The organism is Mesorhizobium sp. WSM1343 (assembly GCF_055901535.1).
Genome location: NZ_CM148370.1, coordinates 5,823,051 through 5,842,405 on the forward strand (window position 1 = coordinate 5,823,051; position 19,355 = coordinate 5,842,405).

Genomic DNA, 19,355 nt, shown 5'->3' on the forward strand with positions numbered 1-19,355 from the left:
CTATCCAAGCACTCCGAGAAGGCCCGTCAAAAAAGACATCGGAGCAGAACAAACTGAGGCGTCACGTTCACCAACTGATCGATCCCCAGACGTTGTTCCAGCCTTAGTGCTTGTTGAGAAGGTCGGCCACTGTCTCTCCCCGTCGCCGGGCATCGGCGGCGAGCCATACCTCTCCCACCTCATACACGTCGCCTTGGGTACGGAACGGTACAATGACGTCAATGGCAGCCGACAGCATGTCAAGAAGCGTGCGGTCTTCCACAGCGGCTCCTTGCGCGCTGCTCTTGACGAGTGAAAAGAGCTTTTTGAAACCTTGGACCGGATCAGCCCCATGGATCGTTGATATTGATCCCGCATGACCGGAGACGACTTCACTAAGGTAGGCCCAAGCGGCATCGTCGCGCATCTCGCCAAGCAAAATTCGATCAGGGCGCATGCGCAAGCTGGCTTGCAACAGTTGCTCGGCCGTCACCCCACCTGCGCCTGCTCGGTCCTTCGGATAGAGTAACCGGACATGATTCTCGTGCGGGATTGCAAGTTCGAGCGTGTCCTCGATACTGATCAACCTCTCATGCGGGGGTATAGCGTTGATCAAAGTCTTGCTCATTGTCGTTTTGCCGCTTCCAGTAGGTCCGCAAAGCAGCAACGTGAGCCGCCCGCAGACGCAGGCTCGCAAAAATTGCTCCAAGTCACCATGGTCGTAGTGCTGAAGAATCGTTTCGTCCTGCCGCTCTTGGCGCTCTTTTCGCGAGCGCCATTGATTCCAACGCGAGTATTCGTAGCGAGATGAAACTTCCTTGAGTTCGGTCACACGACTTGAGGGACGCCGTATCGTCAGGCTTATTGTTCCTGATGGTACAGCGGGCGGCAAACAGATCTGCAGCCGCTCTCCGTTCGGCAACTCAGTCGCACAGAGGGGGCTTTGCGGTCCGACATCTTGCTTGCGCAGCGCTCCAGCGAGGATCGCGATGTCCTCAAGGTCATCATAAGACAGTGGCAGCGGATGTTTCGTGAACACGCCGGCCTGTCGGACAAAGGCTTCCCCAGGCCGGTTGATAGCGACCTCTTCGGTTCTTGGCTCCTCAAGCCATTTTAGAACGGGCTCGAGAAGCAAACGCAATTGAGGATCAGCCTCCGACCGCATTGTTGTCTCTCCTGCGTTCGCGATGTTGGGGGCTTGGCGCCGCGGCAGTCGCTCTAAGATCGTATACATCTGAGAAATCGAGGTCCCGAGCCACAAAGATGGATACAGCATCTCCCTGGTTTTTCTTCAGGGTTGGCGGAACGTTAATCGTCGCTCTCAGTGTCGTCTCGACGGCTTGTCCACCATTGCTCTGGAAGCTGTTGATGCCGCTTCCTCCACCAGAGCCGGCCGCGTATTGACCTGCCGCCTGAAACGCGCCTTGAATGACGCTCATGAGCATTGCGCCGCCAAAGCGTTCCCGGAAATGACTGTCCACCGTGCCAGGCATTCCGGAGCGGCCGAGCTCGTCAGCGCCCGGCGATGCAATCGAAACGAGGGCATGGTCAGGTGTTTCGATGCGCGTCCACAGCACGAAGACACGCGCATCACCCTGCTGGAGACCGCGCTGGATCTCGCCAATCACCGTCGTCCCGCGGTCCAAGAGCACGACATTGTTGGTTGTGCCGCGGACGTCTTGAGGTAAAACGCACTTCACATAGCCGGGTAAATTTGTGTCAATTGCTGTTTGCAAAATGCAGGGAATGATCGCTCCTTGCGTAATCACGAGATCAGGGTGCGGCAAAAGTGTGGCCCGGCTCGGCTCCTGTACATCTGGCTTCAATCGGCCTGACAGATCGCCACCGATTGAAATCTCATCCGGTGTCGTGGGAGCATCCTTATGGTCGTCTTCGCTCCGCTGACCGTCATTGGGCATTTGACTGCTGCTAGTGTAAGCGAAGATTGGTGTTTCCTCCGGCTGCACATCATCTGGCGCCGTTGGGGGCGGCGTGGATGGCGCAGGATCTGCTGCCTGCGCCGCCTGAACGGGTGCTGGAGGTTCGGGAGCAATCTCAATTGGCACGGGGCGGAATGGCTCGGCGTTGGCGACAATTGGCGGTTTTGGCTGAGATAGCTCGTCTTCTGTGCTGGAACGACCTCCGAGCCAGATAAGCGATAGAGATGAGACGAGAACAAGAGCAGCGACGGCCAACTTCTGCGATCCCGAAACATGCCGGCGGGTCGGCTCCGACACGATCGATCCGGATGCATGGACATCATGTCCCGCCTGTGGGCCGGTATCATTCATCGACCCGAGCCTTTCAAAACGCGCCACACGTCGGGTGTCACTGTACCGGTCCCTGGCGCTCGTCCCAAAGGATCATAAGCCCTGTTGAAAATGGACAAGACCGTATTGCCATCTCTCAGACGCCATTCCCGAGCGACTGCGGACACTTCCACATAGTCCCCTTTGACCGTGTAATTGGCAGCGGCTTCCTTGCCGTCGGGATTGATAACGTAGAGGGAGGGTATGCGGGAATTGCTTGCGAAGCCAAATACGGTCGTAAAGCCATTGTCGAAAACTTCCAGCGGCGCCAGCGATCGATCGCCCTTTGCGACGTAATGAAAATTGCTTTCGTCCGGACTTGCATTTGCGGCGGGGCGATTCAACAGATCCTGAACTCTCTCGTCTTGCAGCACTTTTGCCCGGTCCCGGCCAAGAATCGAGCGCCTTTCTACTTCCTTTCTCTGAGCAGCAGCCTCATCTCCTGGATAGGTGAACTGCACACTGTAGTATAAGTCTGGTTGCTTCTCATCGAGTTTTGGCATCGCCTTCGTTGAAATACTGAAGACGTATCTCCGTGTACCCGACTCACTCTCGGCCAGCACGATGACCGGCTGCGGCGAAAGGATCCGGCTAGCCTTAAAAAAGAGATAGTTGGCCCGTGGGAGCGCAGCCAGGTCTTTGCTATTGGAAACGGCTACGGCTGCGACTGTCTCGTTGGCCGCGAATGTGACGACCAGCGTCGCCCCCACTGCGGTCGATAGGCGCACCACTTCGTCGGGACGGTAAGCCAGGTAGCGCATCCGCGCATCATGTTTGCCCGCAAGTGGCGTGTCTTCCGCGCGCGCTTCCATCGCGAAGAGGAGTGAACAGGCCAGCGCGAGAAATGCTCTTTTTGTCATGGCTGCACGTAGCCCAGGTTCGATACGGTATCTTCCGAGGCTTGATAGGACGTGACGAGTAGACCTCCCGGATTGGTGAGCCTGGATTGGCCAGGCAGACCCGTCAAGCGCTCGTAGCGGATGGTAGCTGTCCAGGAGGTCACTGTCGGCATCTGCCCATCGACAACAAGCGTCCGTTTGTATCGGATCTGTTGAACGTCGGGACTGATGTCGTTCGATGAAATATGCCCGATCTCGAGCTTGCCGCGCTTGCCGACCGTGACTTGCGGCGAAGTGGGATTCGGATAGTTGAAGAAATCTTGGTATTGCTGTTGCACAGCCGGTGCGCTGAAACTGGATACGAGGTCATAGGCGTACTGGGCGGTATCTGCCGTGTAGCCCTCGCGCAGGCGTACATATTCCCACAGCGAAGCGTTTATGACGGCTCGGTCTTGGGTTGCGGGCAATCGAGAGATTGACACTTCGCTGTCAACGGTCCCGTCTGGCCGTACCCAGAGGAACACAGGTACTAGCTTGGCCAACGGGAACATGGCGGCGAGGGTAAATGCCTGGGCAACATTTCCTAGGACCGCCGCTGCCGCAAAGGCTATAAGGGCCTTTGACAAGCGCCCCGCAGACTTCGCTCGTGAAGTTTGAAACGCTTCCACCTTCTTGTAGTGAGCGGCTAGCGTTTCTCTCTCCACTAGGAGGGCATGTTCAGGAAATTTCATTTGGGCTCTTCCGCACACTCGACCTGAAGATCCTCAGGGGTGGTTTCCCATTGTCCCGCGTTCAGTTGGAATGGCGTACCCGTGCAGGTCGCAAGCCGATCGGTTGTCTTGCAGGCCGCCAAAGCGAGGATTGACAGAAGTAGATAGCGTTTCATGTTTTTGGCACCGCTCGTTGATTTTAACCGCCCGCCGTTCTGGCAAAGTAGCGATTGAGGTTGTTAAGAGGTCGGCTCGTCCCTGCCCAAGACCCGGCGGCGATGCTGCTGGCGATCGTCGGAAGCGCGACGATCAGAGCATCGCCAGCCAGGAAAAGCATGTCGAGCTCGTAAAGCCCGATGATCTTGGCTGCGGTCGTGCCCGAGTATTTGATCATCAAAAGCATCGCTGCCAGCGAGACTACTTCGGCCGCGATAACTATCGTGGCAACGATATTAAGAAGGAGAAGCAGCAGCCCGTACGAGAGCAGTTGGCCGATCCATCTTGTAGCCATGTCTCGAGTGTGATCAAAAAGGTAACCGACAAGAACCAGGGGGCCGATCGCCAAGAGCACCTTCGTCAAAATCCCAACGGCATCATAGATTTCGAACGCTGTCCACAGCGAGCCGTAGAAAATCCATTGCGCTCCTTCGAAAGCAAGTATGTCTTGGCCGTTCATAGGCCCGATTTCGGAAGCAATCATCTGAAAGGCATACTGAGTTGAAGCAAACATCCAGTCGAGCTTCTGGGGAATATCGGTGAAGGGCAAGTCGCTGCCACTGATCTGGTGAGCAAGCCTTGGAATCGTGTCGTCGAAGACCGTTTCAATGTAATTGTGGTAGTTGGCCTGCCCTAAGACAAGGCCGACTACAATCGACACCATAATTACGCGCGAGATACCTGCACGCGCATCGACTTGACCACGCATAACCAGACAGCCTTGGATTATTATCCAAAGCGTCACACACGCAACCAGAGGCGCGCTGACCGCCTCTTGGATTTTTTCAAGCACGTTGTGCAGCCCTGACGTAAAGGCCACATGAAAGATCGTGTGTATGGCCGTGAATGGCGCGGAAATCTTAAAATCCATGGCGTGAGCCTGATTTGTCCCTGATCAGCCCAGCTGAGCCGGCTTAGCGTCTGTTTACTGGCGCCAAAAAAAAGAGGCCAGCAGTCGTCTCGCGTTCGCGACGTTGCATCGCGGCCTCCTCTGCTGCGTGAAGGCTTGCTTGTGCAGTGGCCATCGTCAGCAGACTCGTGGCCTGGGCATTTTGGATGATCGCATCGTGAATCTGCTTGAGGACCAGACCGTTGGTCACTGTGGCCTGCATAATATTTCGCGAGCGGGAAAGCTGACCAAGAGTGCTGGCGTTCTCCTGAAGGCGCTTGTCCATCATAACCAGATTCTCAGCTGCGAGACCTGCAGCATTGGCAGCACCGGCGACCTGTCCCTGTAACAGTTTCGCTTCCAGATCGGTGCCGTCGACTTTCCGATCTGGGTCCTGCGCAATCGCACGCGCTATATTCGAAGCTGGCGTCTGGCTGTCAAACATCTGCCGCTCTAGCTGATTGCTCGACGGGTACTGATTTTTTTGGTTAAGTGAGCCCAGCAGTCCCATGACACCGAACGACGACGTTAGCATCTCCACCATGGCGATTGTGTTGCTGAGCGTCACGATTGAACTCTCAAGGATCGCCGCAGTGGAAATCGCGGTCGCGGTCGATTGTGCTTCTGTTATAGGGTCGCTGACGATAAATTGCGACCTGGCCTGTCCGTGAAGCAGAAGGGAAGCAGCAAGCGTCGTTGCTGCAAGCTTAGCAAATTGCATGAATATTTCTCCGTCAGTCTTTAACTTCATGGTAATGGGCCATGAACTTGTCGAGCCACCTATCTGGGGCATCTCCGTGCTGGTCGCGAAGCTGGTCGGCAAAGCGCACGGTGTTCGCCCGCCCCGAGAGTACGGCTACATACTCGCGCATCTGCCCAAGATCGAATTCGCAAACAATACTCCCGCTGTCGCGCTTGAGCAAAAACTTGCGGCTGCCGATTGCCATTTCCTGGCGGATTGCCTCGAACTCCGGCACAGTGCATTTCAGGCCATCGACATACGCGGATCGGTCCGCCGTCGGTGACGGGTAGAAAATTTTCGTCATACATTGCGCAACGAGACTAGCTCCAAGAGGCGATTCCAGCACGTGCTCAGGCTGCTGCGTAGCAAGTATCAACATGCCGTTGTTCTTGCGGACGGTGAGCAAGAACTTGTCGATAACAGCCGAGAATTGGGGGTTGAGCAGATAGAAGCGAAATTCGTCGCAGCTCATGACGAACCGACGGCCATCGACAACAGCGCCCACTCGATGCAGAAGATATGCCGCGGCCGGCGCACAGACCTCCTCATATTCCAGGAGTTGCGTCATGTCGAACCCGGTAATGGAGGCATCCAACCTTACTTCGTCGACATCGCCGTCAAAGGCCCATCCAAGCGCGTTGCCTCTACACCACCGCTGTAGCCGCGCTCCAGCGCCCTCGATGGGGCCGTGCAGCAGGAATTCGCGCAGGCCCGCAATTGAGCGCATTACGGGTTCGAACGAAAGTTGACGAACAATGCCACGTTCCAGTCGACGGCTTTCCTCCGGCGAGATCGGACCACGACCGTCACTCTCGATTAGCGCCACCAACCACTCGCGAAGAAAGTCCCGCGAGGCGGAACTGTTGTCCAGTCCACGCAGAGGGGCCAAGCCGCTCGCAGCGCCTCTGCGCAACGCCAGATATGTCCCTCCGGTGGCTCGCACCAGCAGTTCACCACCCCGGTCCTTATCGAAAAAGACGATCGCACCATCGCGATCGACCACGCTTTGCTCAAGCATCGCGAGGATAAAGGTCATCAGCGTCGTCTTGCCTTTGCCGACGGGTCCGAATATCGCCGTCATGCCGACGTCATTCTCATGCGGGATGTAGTCGAAAGAAGTTCCACCGTTCGTGCGAAAGCGCGCAACAGCTTTGCCCCAGTGGCCGGTAGTGGAACCACTTGGGAAGTTCTCAAAAGAGACAAGCCCGGCAAAATTGTGCGAAGTGATCGCCCCGGGGCGCGTGCGCCACTTCTTGTTCCCCGGAAGTTGGGACCAGTACGCGGCCTCCATGCCGATACCCTCTTGGACAATAACGGCGCCCGTGTCGGCCAGCCTTGCGCGGGCATTTGCTGCGCGATCTCCAAGGCTGTTGAGGCTGTCGGCATAGACGCACAGGCTCAAATGATGTGAACCCATGACGAATTCGTTGCTTGCCAGCGCGTCCTCTGCTTCGGCAAGTTCATTAATTTGGGTGAGAGCCTTGTCGCCGGCGCTCGTCATCTGGCTGGACTTAAGACTAAGCTTCGCATGAGCTTGTGGCCGAGTGAGGAAGGAAAAGCTCTGGCTGAGGACAAGCGGAAAGTTGGCGGACAGCAACGGATTTAGCATGCCTGGCCGCGTCGTCGCCGGATACTCACGCAACGAAAACAATGATCCCACGGAGCTATCCCCGGGTCTTCGAATCTCAAGCGCCCGCTTCCCGCATATGACCTGGTCAGTGTAGATCGAGGCGCCAAGTGAGCCGGTAACCATCGGAACCGGGAGAAACCGGCAAGTCATTATCAGCCGAAGCGCCTCGCCGATTTCCGTGAAGAGCACGTCGCCTTTCTCACGAATACCCAGCCGGCGCAGACCGTAACCGCCGAGTGACCCAGCAATGATCTGCCAGAGGTCCTCCAGGATTCGTATTTGTGCGGCCAGATCGCTGTCATTCCGCCTGGGGTATTTGGCAATGCGCCAGCCAATCTTGCCGATTGCGCTTCGTGGGAACACGACGACCGTGAGGAAGTGATCGTTGCGAAAGAGCTTGCCCGACAGCACACGGCTCTCATAGGCCTCGCTAAGACTGCCAGCGAATGCACTTTGAAACTGGCGCGATGCCGGCGCCGGCACATCGTTGTTTCGCACAAGATGGGCGTACAGCGTGACATTGTCGTCGGCGATGTTGCGCAAGAGAGTGTTGAACGCGCGGCAGCGCGCGTTGCGCATCTCAGGGTCTTCCAAATCAAACGGCAGCCCGTTCACATGTGCCATGGCCATGATCGATCCGTCCTCCAGAAGGACAACCTGATCGCTTAGATGACCGACATACGGAAGGTAGATCTCGCCAGATCTCTCGGTCCGGCCACTGGCGCCAAACATTACACCATTCCTCTTCCGCGTTTCGGCACTCTGATCGGATTGGCGCTGACGCTCGCGCCGCCCCACACCTGTCCGTCCACGCTTCTGCCGGCGGTCTGTAAATAGAGGAACGCGACGCTTGCCGCGTTATAGTCGCGCTCAACAATCAACCGTGCTCCGAACCAGAGTGGCACGAGCACGACTTCATAAAGTGGGTTCTTAAGGATAATGATGACGAGCCCACCCAACATCATGAGCGCTCCGGCCAGCGTCAGCGGCACCCCCAGAAAAAGTGCAGGGCGTGTCGCCGCCACATAGAGGGTGCTCACTTCCAACCGGTCGCTCATCAGCCACCGCCTATGAGCGCCTTGCCCAGGAAGCTGGCGCCGAACATGATGACGATCCCTCCAACGACACCCGCAACCAGGCCAAGTGAAGCACGACCGAACATCCAGGAGATACCGATGGCCACGAGTCCGAGCACGGCCAGCGATTGTCCGAAGGGGCCAAGTATGAAGGTGCAGATATTCTGGACCATCTTGGCAGGATCCGTCCCTCCGGTCACCTGGGCCGCGGCTGGCCCGCTGGAGAAGACCGCCCACGCCACGCCTGCAGCAACGGCCGGTACATATTCAGCCGCCATGCGCAGCATGGAAAAAGGCGAAGGAACATGCGTTTTAAGCGCACGAAGCATTTTGAGTGGCTTCATCATTGTATCTCCATGATTCAATCGAATATGAGTTTGTTCGGGTTCGAGGGTTCCCGCTCTCCAGCTGCCTGGCTGCCGGTCGGACCGGAGGGATCGGCCCCGGAGCCGTTTGGCTGATAGGAACCCCAGATGTCCCAGGAATTTTGGTTGGGCTGCTTTCTATTGGCCTGTTGGCTCTGTTGGAGCAGAGGCGGCACGGCTTTCCGACCGGGTGCCTCAAGATCTGGCGCATCTCGGGCGGTCGGCTCCAGCGTTCGCTCAAGGTGACTTGAGATGTCCTTTGCGGCCGACTCGACCTTGCGTACATAACCGTTGGCGAAGCCACGCGTGACGTCGCCCGTGTTATAGGCCGAGATGGCACGGCGAAGGGCCAGTTGCTGCGCCGGAGCAGTCGTGCCCCCGGCATACCGGCTTTCAAGCAAGTGGGCGGCAGCCGAAAGGGAGGCGCAGGGCTCGAAAGCCTTTTCCGGCGTGAGACTGAGCATGGAAAAGTTCTTGCTGTTTATCTGCATCAATCCAACATCGACAGAATGTTGTGCGTCGAGGCGGTCCTTGATGCCCCGCGTGGCTTCCAGGTGGTCTATCCAGCGAAGCTGCTCGCCTGTTGTGTTGTCATGGGCCACCAGCGTTTCAAAGCCACTTTCAATCTTGGCAATCGCGGCGAGCGTGGACGGCGCAACCCAGGGAGCGCATTTGCGCGATAGGCGGTGGAACTCACGGGGCGAAAGTGGCGCGGGCGCGGCCGGGAGTGACATGGATGTCAACAGGACAATGGCCAGCGACCAAACTGCAATAAACATTCCCTATCACCTACCTTTCCAAGCCGCCGGACGGGTTCTGGCCCTGTCCGGCACGCGCTTATCGGGAAGGTTTGTTACTGCGTGATGTTCAGGTTCGGCTTTTCGGTTTCAATTGAAGCAAAGACCGTGTTGGTCAGCGTGGGTGACCAGCTTGCGCATGCGTGGATGGCGCGGGGCGTGATCAAGCCGGCGACATCCAAAGCATCTTGCTACGAGACGCCCTGTGCGGGATTGCCCGTCCGGCGGTCCGTTGCTCCTGGACTGTAAGCCGCGGCTTCGGCGTCATGGATGATGATGGGATCTTCTACGGGCGCTGGTCAAAGGCAAATGGAAGCTCGGCGGGTTATCCAGGCTGCGGGTGCCGTGAGTCGATCGAACGGGAGAACCGACAAAGGCGCCAAGCTGCCCAATGTTGCGTATGCTGTCATTGGCCTATGAGACAGCCATGAGCGGCCCTGCAAGATCAGGTCATCGACACCGCGAGGTCTCCGCGAAGCTGGCTCGAAGGCGCAAATCCGCGGCGCGGGGGTCAACTGGAAGACGTCGCGGCGCAGCCCAGCCTGCTGCGAGCCTGGCTCAGCTGTTCGGCCGGTCGCCAACAGGGGATCATGTACAGTCCATCGGCACAAGAACCGCACGCAATCGGTGGCGTCCGACGGCGCAGTCGGCAAGCAAAGTGACTGGCTCAAAGGGAGGGTGTGCATTCAACTGAGAATATGTTAGCTCGGACGGTAGCCGCGACCGGACCTGCCGGTCGCCCGAACCAGGCGCTGCCGGCCGCTTCGGAAGAACCCGCCGTAGGCAGGAGACATACCACTGGAACAAGGCCGCTGTTGAGAATCCCTTGCGCCGACCGGCCCTGTGGTTAATCAAACGCCGCGCTGCAGCACCGCGTCCGAGCCGGACGCGCGAGCGGGAGGCTTTCGAGATGATCCAGCTCCGCAAGCGCGTGTTGGCAGGCCTGCATATAAGCTCGAAGCGAAAAAGCGAAGGACCCAGGGCGGGGTCATGCCGGCGCTTGGAACCTGTCTGATCGTCACGGGCTGCCTGGATGCAGTCAATTCGCTGTGGATGAAAAGACCAGGACGAGCAACGGCCTCATTGGCCGCAGGCGACGGCGAGTGTAGCAAGGGGCAGCTGTTTTGCGTCGGTGCCACAAGGTTGCTCGGCGCGCTTTAGACAAGGGGATTCAAGATTGAAGGTGAGCCGTTGAAACATGTTCTTGTCATTGACGATGATGCCGCAATGCGGCGCCTCATCGCCGAGTATCTCATGATGCATGCCTTAAAGGTGACCGCAGTCAACGATAGCAAGCACTTTAACTACGTTCTATCGCATGAGCCTGTCGACCTCGTGGTGGTTGACCTCAACCTGGGCCGGGAGGATGGGCTTGCGATCGTCCGCAATCTGGCGACAAAATCGGATTTACCCATCATAGTGATCAGCGGCGACCGGCTTGATGAGGCGGAAAAAGTTGTAGCTCTGGAGCTCGGCGCAACCGATTTCATCCCGAAGCCTTTCGGGCTGCGCGAGTTCCTGGCCCGCATTCGCGTAGCGCTACGCCAGCGCATTGCCAGTCCGTCAACCAAAGATCATCGCTCATTTCGGTTTGGAGCCTGGAAGCTCAGCGTCAAGCAGCGGCGGCTGATCTGTTCAGAGCGTGGCGAGGTCAAGCTTACGGCATGTGAGTTCAATCTCTTGATCGCGTTCTTGGAGAACCCCCGCAACGTGTTATCCAGAGAACGGCTTTTGCTCGCGAGCCGTGTGCGTGGAGAAGAGGTCTACGATCGAAGTATCGACGTCCTGATCTTGCGGTTACGACGAAAGCTGGAGGCTGACGCGGCCAATCCTCGCCTGGTCAAGACGTGCCGTGGTGCGGGGTACTTCTTCAACGCTGACGTAGAGGTTAGCTACGGAGGCACCTTGGCCGCGTGACAGGAGCTATTCTGGATAGCTGATGAGGCTGATCAAGCGTAAGCGTTGTTTTTCCGGCCACGGCCTTTAGCTCTCGGGCGTCCCAGTGTAAGCCCAAGGCGCAGGTCGTCGATTTGGCTGATGGAATGGCTGTTGACGATCCTGGCGAGGCGCCCAAAGGAGTGGCTCTTCCCCGGCGATCGTGCCGGCAGCCGATCACCAGGAATGCGGTGGGACAGGCCTGCGCGAAAGCGCGCGACCGCTCCGGATTGTCCAAGCCGGTCACGCCCCATTCGCTTCGCCACGCCTTCGCCGTCCATCTGCTGGAGGCCGGCGCCGACGTGCGCACCATTCAACTGCTGCTCGGTCACCGCAGCCTCGCGACCACCGCCCATTACCTGCGGATCGCCACCCTTCGAGCTCTTGCCGAGGCCGGCGCCCACCCCGCCGCCGCCCGCCAAGCCGCAGTACTTCTGAGCTCGCGCCGATGGCCTGCTCGGGGCCGGAAGTGGCGGACATCTTCCGCCGCTACGGCGAAGCTTATCGTGCGCATGACGCGCAGCTGTCGATCGCCCAGCGCCGCGTCATGACGGCGTCGAACTGTGCCGGACCGCCGCGCTCGGTGGGCATGTCGAGCAGTGCGATCACTGTGCCACCGGCGCATCGTCTTCAACAGCTGCCGCGACAGGCATTGCCCCCGCTGCCAATCGCTGGCCCGCGCGCAGTGGCTCGAGGATCGTCGCGCCGAGCTGCTCGACACACAGTACTTTCACGTGGTCTTCACACTGCCCGGCGACATTGCCGCCATCGCCTATCAGAACAAGGCGCTCGTCTACGGCCTGCTCTTCCGTGCCGCCGCCGAGACGCTGCGAACCATTGCTGCCGACCCCAAGCACCTGGGTGCCGAGATCGGCTTCTTCGCCGTGCTGCATACTTGGGGCCAGAACCTTCCATCATCCGCACCTGCATTGTGTCGTCGCCGGCGGCGGCCTTTCTGCCGACGGCAAGCGATGGATCGCCTGCAAGCCCGGCTTCTTCTTGCCGGTCCGGGTGCTCTCGCGCCTGTTCCGACGATTGTTTCTGGACCATCTTGGGAAAGCCATTCGACGCCGGCCAGTTGAGGTTCTTCTCTGGCCTGCAGGACCTGAGCGAGCGCGACGTCTTCCGGCGTTATTTGGCGCCGCTACGAAAGGCTGAGTGGGTCGTCTTTGCCAAGCCGCCCTTCGCAGGACCTGCCCAGGTGCTCGACTATGTCGGGTGCTATACGCACCGCGTTGCCATCAACAACCGTCTCATCGACATCGAGGACAACGCCGTTCGTCTCCGCTGGATGGACTATCGGACACGGCAATCGGCAGAAGGTCATGACCGTTACGTCCGACGAGTTCATTCGCCGCTTCTTGTTGCACGTCCTGCCCGAGGGCTTCCATCGCATCCGCTACTACCGCTTTCTCGGCAATCGCTACCGCGCGCAAAAGCTTGCCCACTGCCGCGACCTGCTCGGCATGCCGGTTCCCGAGCCGTCGGATGGCTCATCCGAAAGGGATTACCGCGACCCGCTATGAGGATCTCACCGGTCATTCCCTCAGGCAATGAAACCCGACCGTTCCCGAACGCCGAAAGCTGCCTGCGCCTGATCAGGGCGCTGGCCGTCGAAACCAACGAAAACTGGATGGAGCCAACCGCTACATCAACATGGCTGATCTGCGCGGCACAAGAAGCTCGCCTGCGCCAGCCGCATGACCAGCTTCATGGCCGCCCCCTTTTTTGCAGAACTTGACGCACAAAACCTTGCCAAAAGAGCTGTTCTGCTTCATCCGCAATCGACCTCAACGCCCGGCGTCGGAGCGCTCTCTGCTTCTGGAGGAAGCCATGAGATCTGCTCGGGCTTGATCGGGGTCTTGCCTGATGGACGACGTATTTGCTTCGCTCGCTTGCCGCCCCGTGGCGAGGGTTTGCGGACTGTCAGTCCTCTGCCTTTTCGCCGGTCTCAACAGCGCTGTGTAATGTTCGGTGTTGATGATGACGCCCCCGCTGTTGGCGCGGTTGCTCCTGTCAAGTGGTCTCGTCAGTTCGCCCTGGGCCTCGCGCGACTTGCTCAAGTGCTGGTCAAACGGCGCTGGCGCGACTTGTCGGGCTTGCTGCTCTTGCAACACGGCTTGTTGCGACCCGGCTGCTGCAAAAGCTTCCGCGGGGATTGCGGCAAGCTCGTGCGGCAAGCGGCCCTGCCTCAGTCGGTTTTGCAGCCCCTGCCGGTCGGCAACGAGGTCGGCGAGGTGCAGCGGCCGCTGCCGTTCCGGCCACTCTTGGTTCGCCAATCTCCGAACCAGCGCGCGCGTGCCGCCCACCACGAAGACACCGCAATCAACACCGTTGTTCTGCTGGGCCATGGCGGGTGTCACCACGGTGGTCGCGTCCAGTCTTGTTGCGAGCTCTCGTGCAGGCGCGTCGTTGTATCCCTGTCCATTGTGCTGGATGGAATCGTAGTGATAGGCGACCGCTCTTTCCGGGTCGCGGCGATCTACGAGCAGCAGCGACCAATGTTCGACGCGTCGAGAATCCGGCGCCGGATCCATAGGATCGGCACTGTTCACTGGCAGGAAAACGAATTCGGCTGGGGCGTCGCTTTGATGATAGATGGACAGCAACCTACCTTGCACGTCCCCGTCGTCACGGCGCAGCTGATGGGCGACCAACGCATCCACCAGCCGCGTTCGGGCGGCGAGCGCTGGGTGGGCCTCCTGCAGGTCCTGCTCCAGCAACCGATAATCCCTGTGGATATGGGCGTCGCTCAGCAGGTCGGCGCCGAGTACCGCCCCCTCGGGGAGGATGGACGAGCCTGACGGAAAAGCTCCGATCTGAGCATCGGAGGAGGTGGTCAGATCGACTAACGGAACACCGCGACCGGTGTCTGACAGCCTGGCGGTTGCTGGCGAGGCGAGTTCTGGGGTCCTTGCCGGTACTGCTGCCGCTGCAGCTTCCCTCAGCGGACCGCGATCAACGAGCCAAAAGTCGTTGCGCCCTTCCGGCCTCTCGGCGGTGTAGCCGTGACCTTTAATCTCGTAGTTCCATTCCGGCTTTTCCGCATCCGGCAAGAGGTCATAGTGGCCCAAGGAAGAGAGCATCGCGTCTGGGGCGGGTTGAGTCCCATGGGAGAAGCCTTTGGGGACGGCGAATGAGACGTCTATAGAGTGCTCGATCGCAGCGGGGGGCTCAGACCTTGCGGAGGGCGCGGCCTCCGCATGCAGCCTTCCGATGTATTCGGACCTTGTCCCTTGAACCGATAGCCCTTCCAATGGCAACTGCTGCATGGGAGGCTGCATCGGCACGCGGCCGGCTGAATTGCCGATTTCGCTCAGCGGCTGCTGAATGGCGGCGGCTTGCGGCGTATTCAGGGTCCTCTGCCTCTCCGCTGGCCGCAACGGCGCTGTGTAATGTTCATCGTTGATGATCACCCACTCGGGTGCTGGCGGGTGGTTGCCCGGGTCAAGCGCATCCGGCCAGGGCCGGATCTGCTGTTGGCTGGCAGCTAACGGCGGCGGGGCGGCGATCTCAACTCCGGCGTGCCCAGAGCCGGCCGCCGCGAAAGCGTCCGTCACGCTCCTGTGTGACGCAGACTCCGTATCGCGAACCCGTCCCAACGCCAGGCGGAGCTTGTTGTTGCCTGGAAACGACGTCTCGGCGAATTTGATCCGTGAATCATGATCCAGCCCAGAGATCGTTAGGCCCTGACTCTCCAGCGCCTCAGAAAATCTGCGAAGACTACGACCATAGACAACACGGGTCTCTGAGGCCAAGCTGCTGTCACTGGCCATTTGTTCCAAGATATGCGCGTCTGCCTTTGAGGGCACCGGCACTCGCCACCGGCCAGTCGCTGAATAGCCCGGCTCATGATACGCACGCAGGACGTTCAACGCCGGCCTTATATACCTTATGTCAGTGTTTTTCGGAAAGAAAGTATCGAGGTGATCGACCAGGGATTGGTGATTTTTTAGATCGGTCACTTGCCCGCGAGCGCCGAGATCATTCGCCAATCGGCGAAGCGCAAAGGAGTATATTTCGAGCGTGCTCCCGCGATATTTTTGCTGAGCCGCAGCGTGGGCGATCGCCTTATCAATAACGTCCCGGTGTTCGTCGGACAGATGGGGATGGCGGGCGCCAACAGTCGCTGAATAGCCCGGCTCATGATACGCACGCAGGACGATCAACGCCCTCTTCATATCATCGTCTTTCGGAAAGAAAGCAATGACGTGATCGAACAGGGGCTGGTGATTTTTTAGATCAGTCGCTTGGCCGCGAGCGCCGAGATCATTCGCCAATCGGCGAAGCGCAGACGTGTATTTTCGGACCGTGCTCTCGCTATATTTTTGCTGAGCCGCAACGTGAGTGATCGCCTTATCAATAACGTCCCGGTGTTCGTCGGACAGATGGGGATAGCGGGTAGCACGGGCGCCACTCGCGACAGGTTCGGCTCGGCGCGGCTCGGCCACGTGCTGCTCAAAGCCCACTTGCCGGGCCTGGCTCGCATCCGGCAAGAGGCCATAATGGTCCAAGGAAGAGAGTATCGCGTCTGGGGCGGGTTGAGTCCCATGGGAGAAGCCTTTGGAGACGGCGAATGAGACGTTTATGGAGTTCTCGATGGCAGCGGGGAGTGCCTCAGACCCTGCGAAGGGCGCTGCCTCCGCATGCAGCCTTCCGATGTGTTCGGACCTTGTCCCTTGAACAGGTACCCCTTCCAATGGCAACTGCTGCATGGGAGGCTGCATCGGAACGCGGCCGGCTGAATTGCCGATTTCGCTCAGCGGCTGCTGAATGGCGGCGGCTTGCGGCGTATTCAGGGTCCTCTGCCTCTCCGCTGGCCGCAACGGCGCTGTGTAATGTTCATCGTTGATGATCACCCACTCGGGTGCTGGCGGGTGGTTGCCCGGGTCAAGCGCATCCGGCCAGGGCCGGATCTGCTGTTGGCTGGCAGCTAGCATTGGCGGGGCGGCGGCAACTCCGGCGTGCCCAGAGCCGGCCGCCGCGAAAGCGTCCGTCACGCTCCTGTGTGACGCAGACTCCGTATCGCGAACCCGTCCCAACGCCCAGCGGAGCTTGTTGTTGCCTGGAAACGACGTCTCGGCGAATTTGATCCGTGAATCATGATCCAGCCCAGAGATCGTTAGGCCCTGACTCTCCAGCGCCTCAGAAAATCTGCGAAGACTACGACCATAGACAACACGGGTCTCTGAGGCCAAGCTGCTGTCACTGGCCATTTGTTCCAAGATATGCGCGTCTGCCTTTGAGGGCACCGGCACTCGCCACGGGCCAGTCGCTGAATAGCCCGGCTCATGATACGCACGCAGGACGATCAACGCCCTCTTCATATCATTGTTTTTCGGAAAGAAAGTATCGAGGTGGTCGACCAGGGATTGGTAATTTTTTAGATCGGTCACTTGGCCGCGAGCGCCGAGATCATTCGCCAATCGGCGAAGTGCATAGGTGTATATTCGGAGCGTCGCCGGGCTATGGTGTTGCTGAGGCGCAGCGTGGGCGATCGCCTCATCAATAACGTCCCGGTGTTCGTCGGACAGATGGGGATAGCGAGTAGCAGGGGCGCCAGCAGTCGCTGAATAGCCCGGCTCATGATACGCACGCAGGACGTTCAACGCCCTCTTCACATCATCGTCTTTCGGAAAGAAACCATCGACGTGATCGACCAGGGATTGGTGATTTCTTAGATCAGTCGCTTGGCCACGAGCGCCGAGATCATTCGCCAATCGGCGAAGTGCATACGTGTATTTTCGGGCCGTGCTCTCGCTATATTTTTGCTGAGCCGCAACGTGGGCGATCGCCTTATCAATAACGTCCCGGTGTTCGCCGGACAGATGGGGATAGCGGGTAGCACGGGCGCCACTCGCAACAGGATCGGCTCGGCGCGGCTCGGCCACGTGCTGCTCAAAGCCCACTTGCCGGGCCTGGCCCGCATCCGGCAAGAGGCCATAATGGTCCAAGGAAGAGAATATCGCGTCGCGTTGAATCCCATGGGAGAAACCTTTGGGGAGGGCGAATGAGACGTTTATAGATTTCTCGATCGCAGCGGGGAATGCCTCAGACCTTGCGGAGGCCGCGGCCGCCGCATGCACGCGGCCGCCTGAATTGCCGATTTCAATCAGCGGCTGCTGAATGGCGGCGGCTTGCGGCGTATTCAGGGTCCTCTGCCTCTCCGCTGGCCGCAACGGCGCTGTGTAATGTTCATCGTTGATGATCACCCACTCGGGTGCTGGCGGGTGGTTGCCCGGGTCAAGCGCATCCGGCCAGGGCCGGATCTGCTGTTGGCTGGCAGCTAACGGCGGCGGGGCGGCGATCTCAACTCCGGCGTGCCCAGAGCCGGCCGCCGCGAAAGCGTCCGTCACGATGCTGTTGAGGTCCCCCGGTCCAGCGGGCATCCCTAGGTCGCTGAAAAGAGACGAGGCGGCTTGATCATCGTGCCGTCGCTCAAGCCCTTCGCTCAATTGTTCTAGTCGCAGAACCTCTTCTGGATTGGTTGGCGACTCGTCAGGTTGATCGAACAGCCTCCGGGCCTCGGCAAGGTGCTGCTCATCGCTCACTTGCCTTGCTTGGTCCGATTGCCCGGCTTCCAAACCGGCGTCCTGCACCTGTGACAAAGCTGATGCCCAGGATGGGTTATTATTTCGCGGATTCATACTAGCCTCACATCAAACTATATCGTCAAAGTTCTGCGCCAATCCACGCAGCTCCTGATCGGGGTTGAAATTCTGCCGAGAGCCCCTCGTCTGCTTCCATCAAGGGTGCCGGCTCCGGGAGGGCGCCTGTCTGGCTTTCGAAGATGCGTTTAAGGATGCGGTCCGAAAAATATCGCACCTTCCTCAATTGCAGTGGTGGCAGGCCTTTGATGAGAACAATCTCGTAGTCGTCATCGAGCAGCCGAACCTGTTCGGGACGCAACAGCGGTGCACCTTGATGCGAATTCTGAATGTTCCAATCGAACGTTCGCGCCTGGCTGTAGGAAATCGACTTGGCTTCAAACGTGTATTCACCGATGGCTTTGGAAATGTAGGTTGGAGTCTCGTCATCGGCCGTGGCCATGAACACCTGCAGGCCGGTATTGCTGAGAAAATTCTGCTTGCCAGCCTCGCCATAGGCTCCAGTCAGTGCCGAGAGGCTTTGGATGATGAGCATGAAGCGCCCCTTGTAGCCCGCTATGGTCGTAATTGCGGTCTCGATCGCCTCCAGCTTGCCCAAGTGCTTGAACTCGTTGAGCAGAAACAGGACTTCGTATTTTTCATCCCGGCGAGGCAGCGACCGCTGTAGAATTGAAACGACTTGCTGAAAGAACAGGCGTATCAAAGGCGCGACCACCTCAAGATCGTTCGGACCAACGCAAAGATAGATGCACGTTTGCGGCGGCGAAGATCGTACACCGAAAAATCTGAGCGACTTGTCGCCGCCTTTACAGCGGGATCCGCCCACAAAGTGAGCCCGCCATCGCCGAGACGTCGCAGATATCCGGTGCGTCGCATTTCATCCACTCGCGCCCAGCGCGTTGTCCCGTGATGTTCGAGTTTGCGCCGTAACACGATCTGCTGAATCAGCAAGACGACCGCCGACGTGGCGAGCACGATAGCTACGGACGTGTACGACGTCAGGATTTGTATCGCCCCCGCCATGTCGTCGACGGTGCGTTGTGCCCCTTTGTTCCGGGTCTCCATGGCGACTTGCGCGAAGAGTTTGAACTTCTCCCCCGGCTGGGCGAAGAGGACCCCGATAGAAGACAGGAGTTGCGAGACCAGATAGAACGGCGTCTCGAACCAAAAGGCACCGATGTCAAACGTCATCAAAGCCTCGCCGCTACCCCCAGGCAGAACGTTGCGTACAGACTTGCCGCGCAGAAGCCGAAGGCGAGT

The 19,355-nt window shown here is 58.9% G+C and carries 13 protein-coding genes and 4 pseudogenes; 4 read left to right on the forward strand and 13 right to left on the reverse strand.

Annotated features, from left to right (window positions below; genetic code table 11):
- Positions 1-103 precede the first annotated feature (103 nt).
- From virB11 to AC0NIL_RS28405, 11 genes are all read right to left on the reverse strand, one after another.
- Positions 104-1,144, reverse strand: coding sequence for a P-type DNA transfer ATPase VirB11 (virB11, locus tag AC0NIL_RS28355; RefSeq protein WP_473574016.1), 1,041 nt, complete (start codon positions 1,142-1,144; stop codon positions 104-106).
- Positions 1,128-2,270 carry a type IV secretion system protein VirB10 gene (gene virB10, locus AC0NIL_RS28360; RefSeq protein WP_473574017.1) on the reverse strand — a complete coding sequence of 381 codons (1,143 nt, stop codon included), beginning with the start codon at positions 2,268-2,270 and terminating at the stop codon, positions 1,128-1,130. The genes virB11 and virB10 overlap by 17 nt, the downstream gene beginning before the upstream one ends.
- Positions 2,267-3,148, reverse strand: a complete 882-nt coding sequence (locus AC0NIL_RS28365) for a TrbG/VirB9 family P-type conjugative transfer protein (RefSeq protein ID WP_473574018.1) — start codon at positions 3,146-3,148, stop codon at positions 2,267-2,269. The genes virB10 and AC0NIL_RS28365 overlap by 4 nt, the downstream gene beginning before the upstream one ends.
- Positions 3,145-3,858: a type IV secretion system protein VirB8 gene (locus AC0NIL_RS28370; protein WP_473574019.1), complete on the reverse strand. Its 714-nt coding sequence runs from the start codon at positions 3,856-3,858 to the stop codon at positions 3,145-3,147. Before AC0NIL_RS28370 ends, AC0NIL_RS28365 begins: the two co-directional genes overlap by 4 nt.
- A complete protein-coding gene (locus AC0NIL_RS28375; protein WP_095814513.1) occupies positions 3,855-4,013 on the reverse strand; it encodes a type IV secretion system lipoprotein VirB7 in 159 nt (52 codons plus the stop codon). The genes AC0NIL_RS28370 and AC0NIL_RS28375 overlap by 4 nt, the downstream gene beginning before the upstream one ends.
- 23 nt (positions 4,014-4,036) lie before the next feature.
- Entirely contained in the window at positions 4,037-4,924 is an 888-nt protein-coding gene (locus AC0NIL_RS28380) for a type IV secretion system protein (RefSeq protein ID WP_473574020.1), read from the reverse strand.
- Between the two features lie 43 nt (positions 4,925-4,967).
- The gene (locus AC0NIL_RS28385; RefSeq protein WP_473574021.1) at positions 4,968-5,663 is read right to left on the reverse strand and encodes a TrbJ/VirB5 family protein; all 696 of its coding nucleotides are present in this window, start codon (positions 5,661-5,663) and stop codon (positions 4,968-4,970) included.
- Positions 5,664-5,676: 13 nt separating this feature from the next.
- Positions 5,677-8,046: a type IV secretion/conjugal transfer ATPase VirB4 gene (gene virB4, locus AC0NIL_RS28390; protein WP_473574022.1), complete on the reverse strand. Its 2,370-nt coding sequence runs from the start codon at positions 8,044-8,046 to the stop codon at positions 5,677-5,679.
- Complete coding sequence (locus AC0NIL_RS28395; RefSeq protein WP_473469022.1) at positions 8,046-8,372, reverse strand: type IV secretion system protein VirB3; 327 nt, start codon at positions 8,370-8,372, stop codon at positions 8,046-8,048. Before AC0NIL_RS28395 ends, virB4 begins: the two co-directional genes overlap by 1 nt.
- A complete protein-coding gene (virB2, locus tag AC0NIL_RS28400; protein ID WP_473574027.1) occupies positions 8,372-8,677 on the reverse strand; it encodes a pilin major subunit VirB2 in 306 nt (101 codons plus the stop codon). The genes AC0NIL_RS28395 and virB2 overlap by 1 nt, the downstream gene beginning before the upstream one ends.
- 74 nt (positions 8,678-8,751) lie before the next feature.
- A complete protein-coding gene (locus AC0NIL_RS28405; RefSeq protein WP_473574023.1) occupies positions 8,752-9,534 on the reverse strand; it encodes a type IV secretion system lytic transglycosylase VirB1 in 783 nt (260 codons plus the stop codon).
- A 1,209-nt stretch (positions 9,535-10,743) separates the two neighbouring features.
- On the opposite strand from AC0NIL_RS28405, the gene virG reads away from it, so the two are divergent.
- The 4 genes and pseudogenes from virG to AC0NIL_RS28425 all read left to right on the forward strand — a co-directional run.
- The gene (gene virG / locus AC0NIL_RS28410; protein WP_473574024.1) at positions 10,744-11,469 is read left to right on the forward strand and encodes a two-component system response regulator VirG; all 726 of its coding nucleotides are present in this window, start codon (positions 10,744-10,746) and stop codon (positions 11,467-11,469) included.
- Positions 11,470-11,616: 147 nt separating this feature from the next.
- Positions 11,617-11,925, forward strand: a pseudogene (locus tag AC0NIL_RS28415) (tyrosine-type recombinase/integrase); the annotation flags it as partial.
- Between the two features lie 10 nt (positions 11,926-11,935).
- Positions 11,936-13,038: pseudogene (locus tag AC0NIL_RS28420) on the forward strand (IS91 family transposase); the annotation flags it as partial.
- Between the two features lie 10 nt (positions 13,039-13,048).
- A pseudogene (locus AC0NIL_RS28425) lies at positions 13,049-13,175 on the forward strand (IS256 family transposase); the annotation flags it as partial.
- A 102-nt stretch (positions 13,176-13,277) separates the two neighbouring features.
- Here the strand turns inward: AC0NIL_RS28425 and AC0NIL_RS28430 are convergent.
- A complete protein-coding gene (locus tag AC0NIL_RS28430) occupies positions 13,278-18,134 on the reverse strand; it encodes a C48 family peptidase (protein ID WP_474048288.1) in 4,857 nt (1,618 codons plus the stop codon).
- 25 nt (positions 18,135-18,159) lie between these two features.
- A pseudogene (locus AC0NIL_RS28435) lies at positions 18,160-18,971 on the reverse strand (type IV secretory system conjugative DNA transfer family protein).
- Between the last annotated feature and the right edge of the window lie 384 nt (positions 18,972-19,355).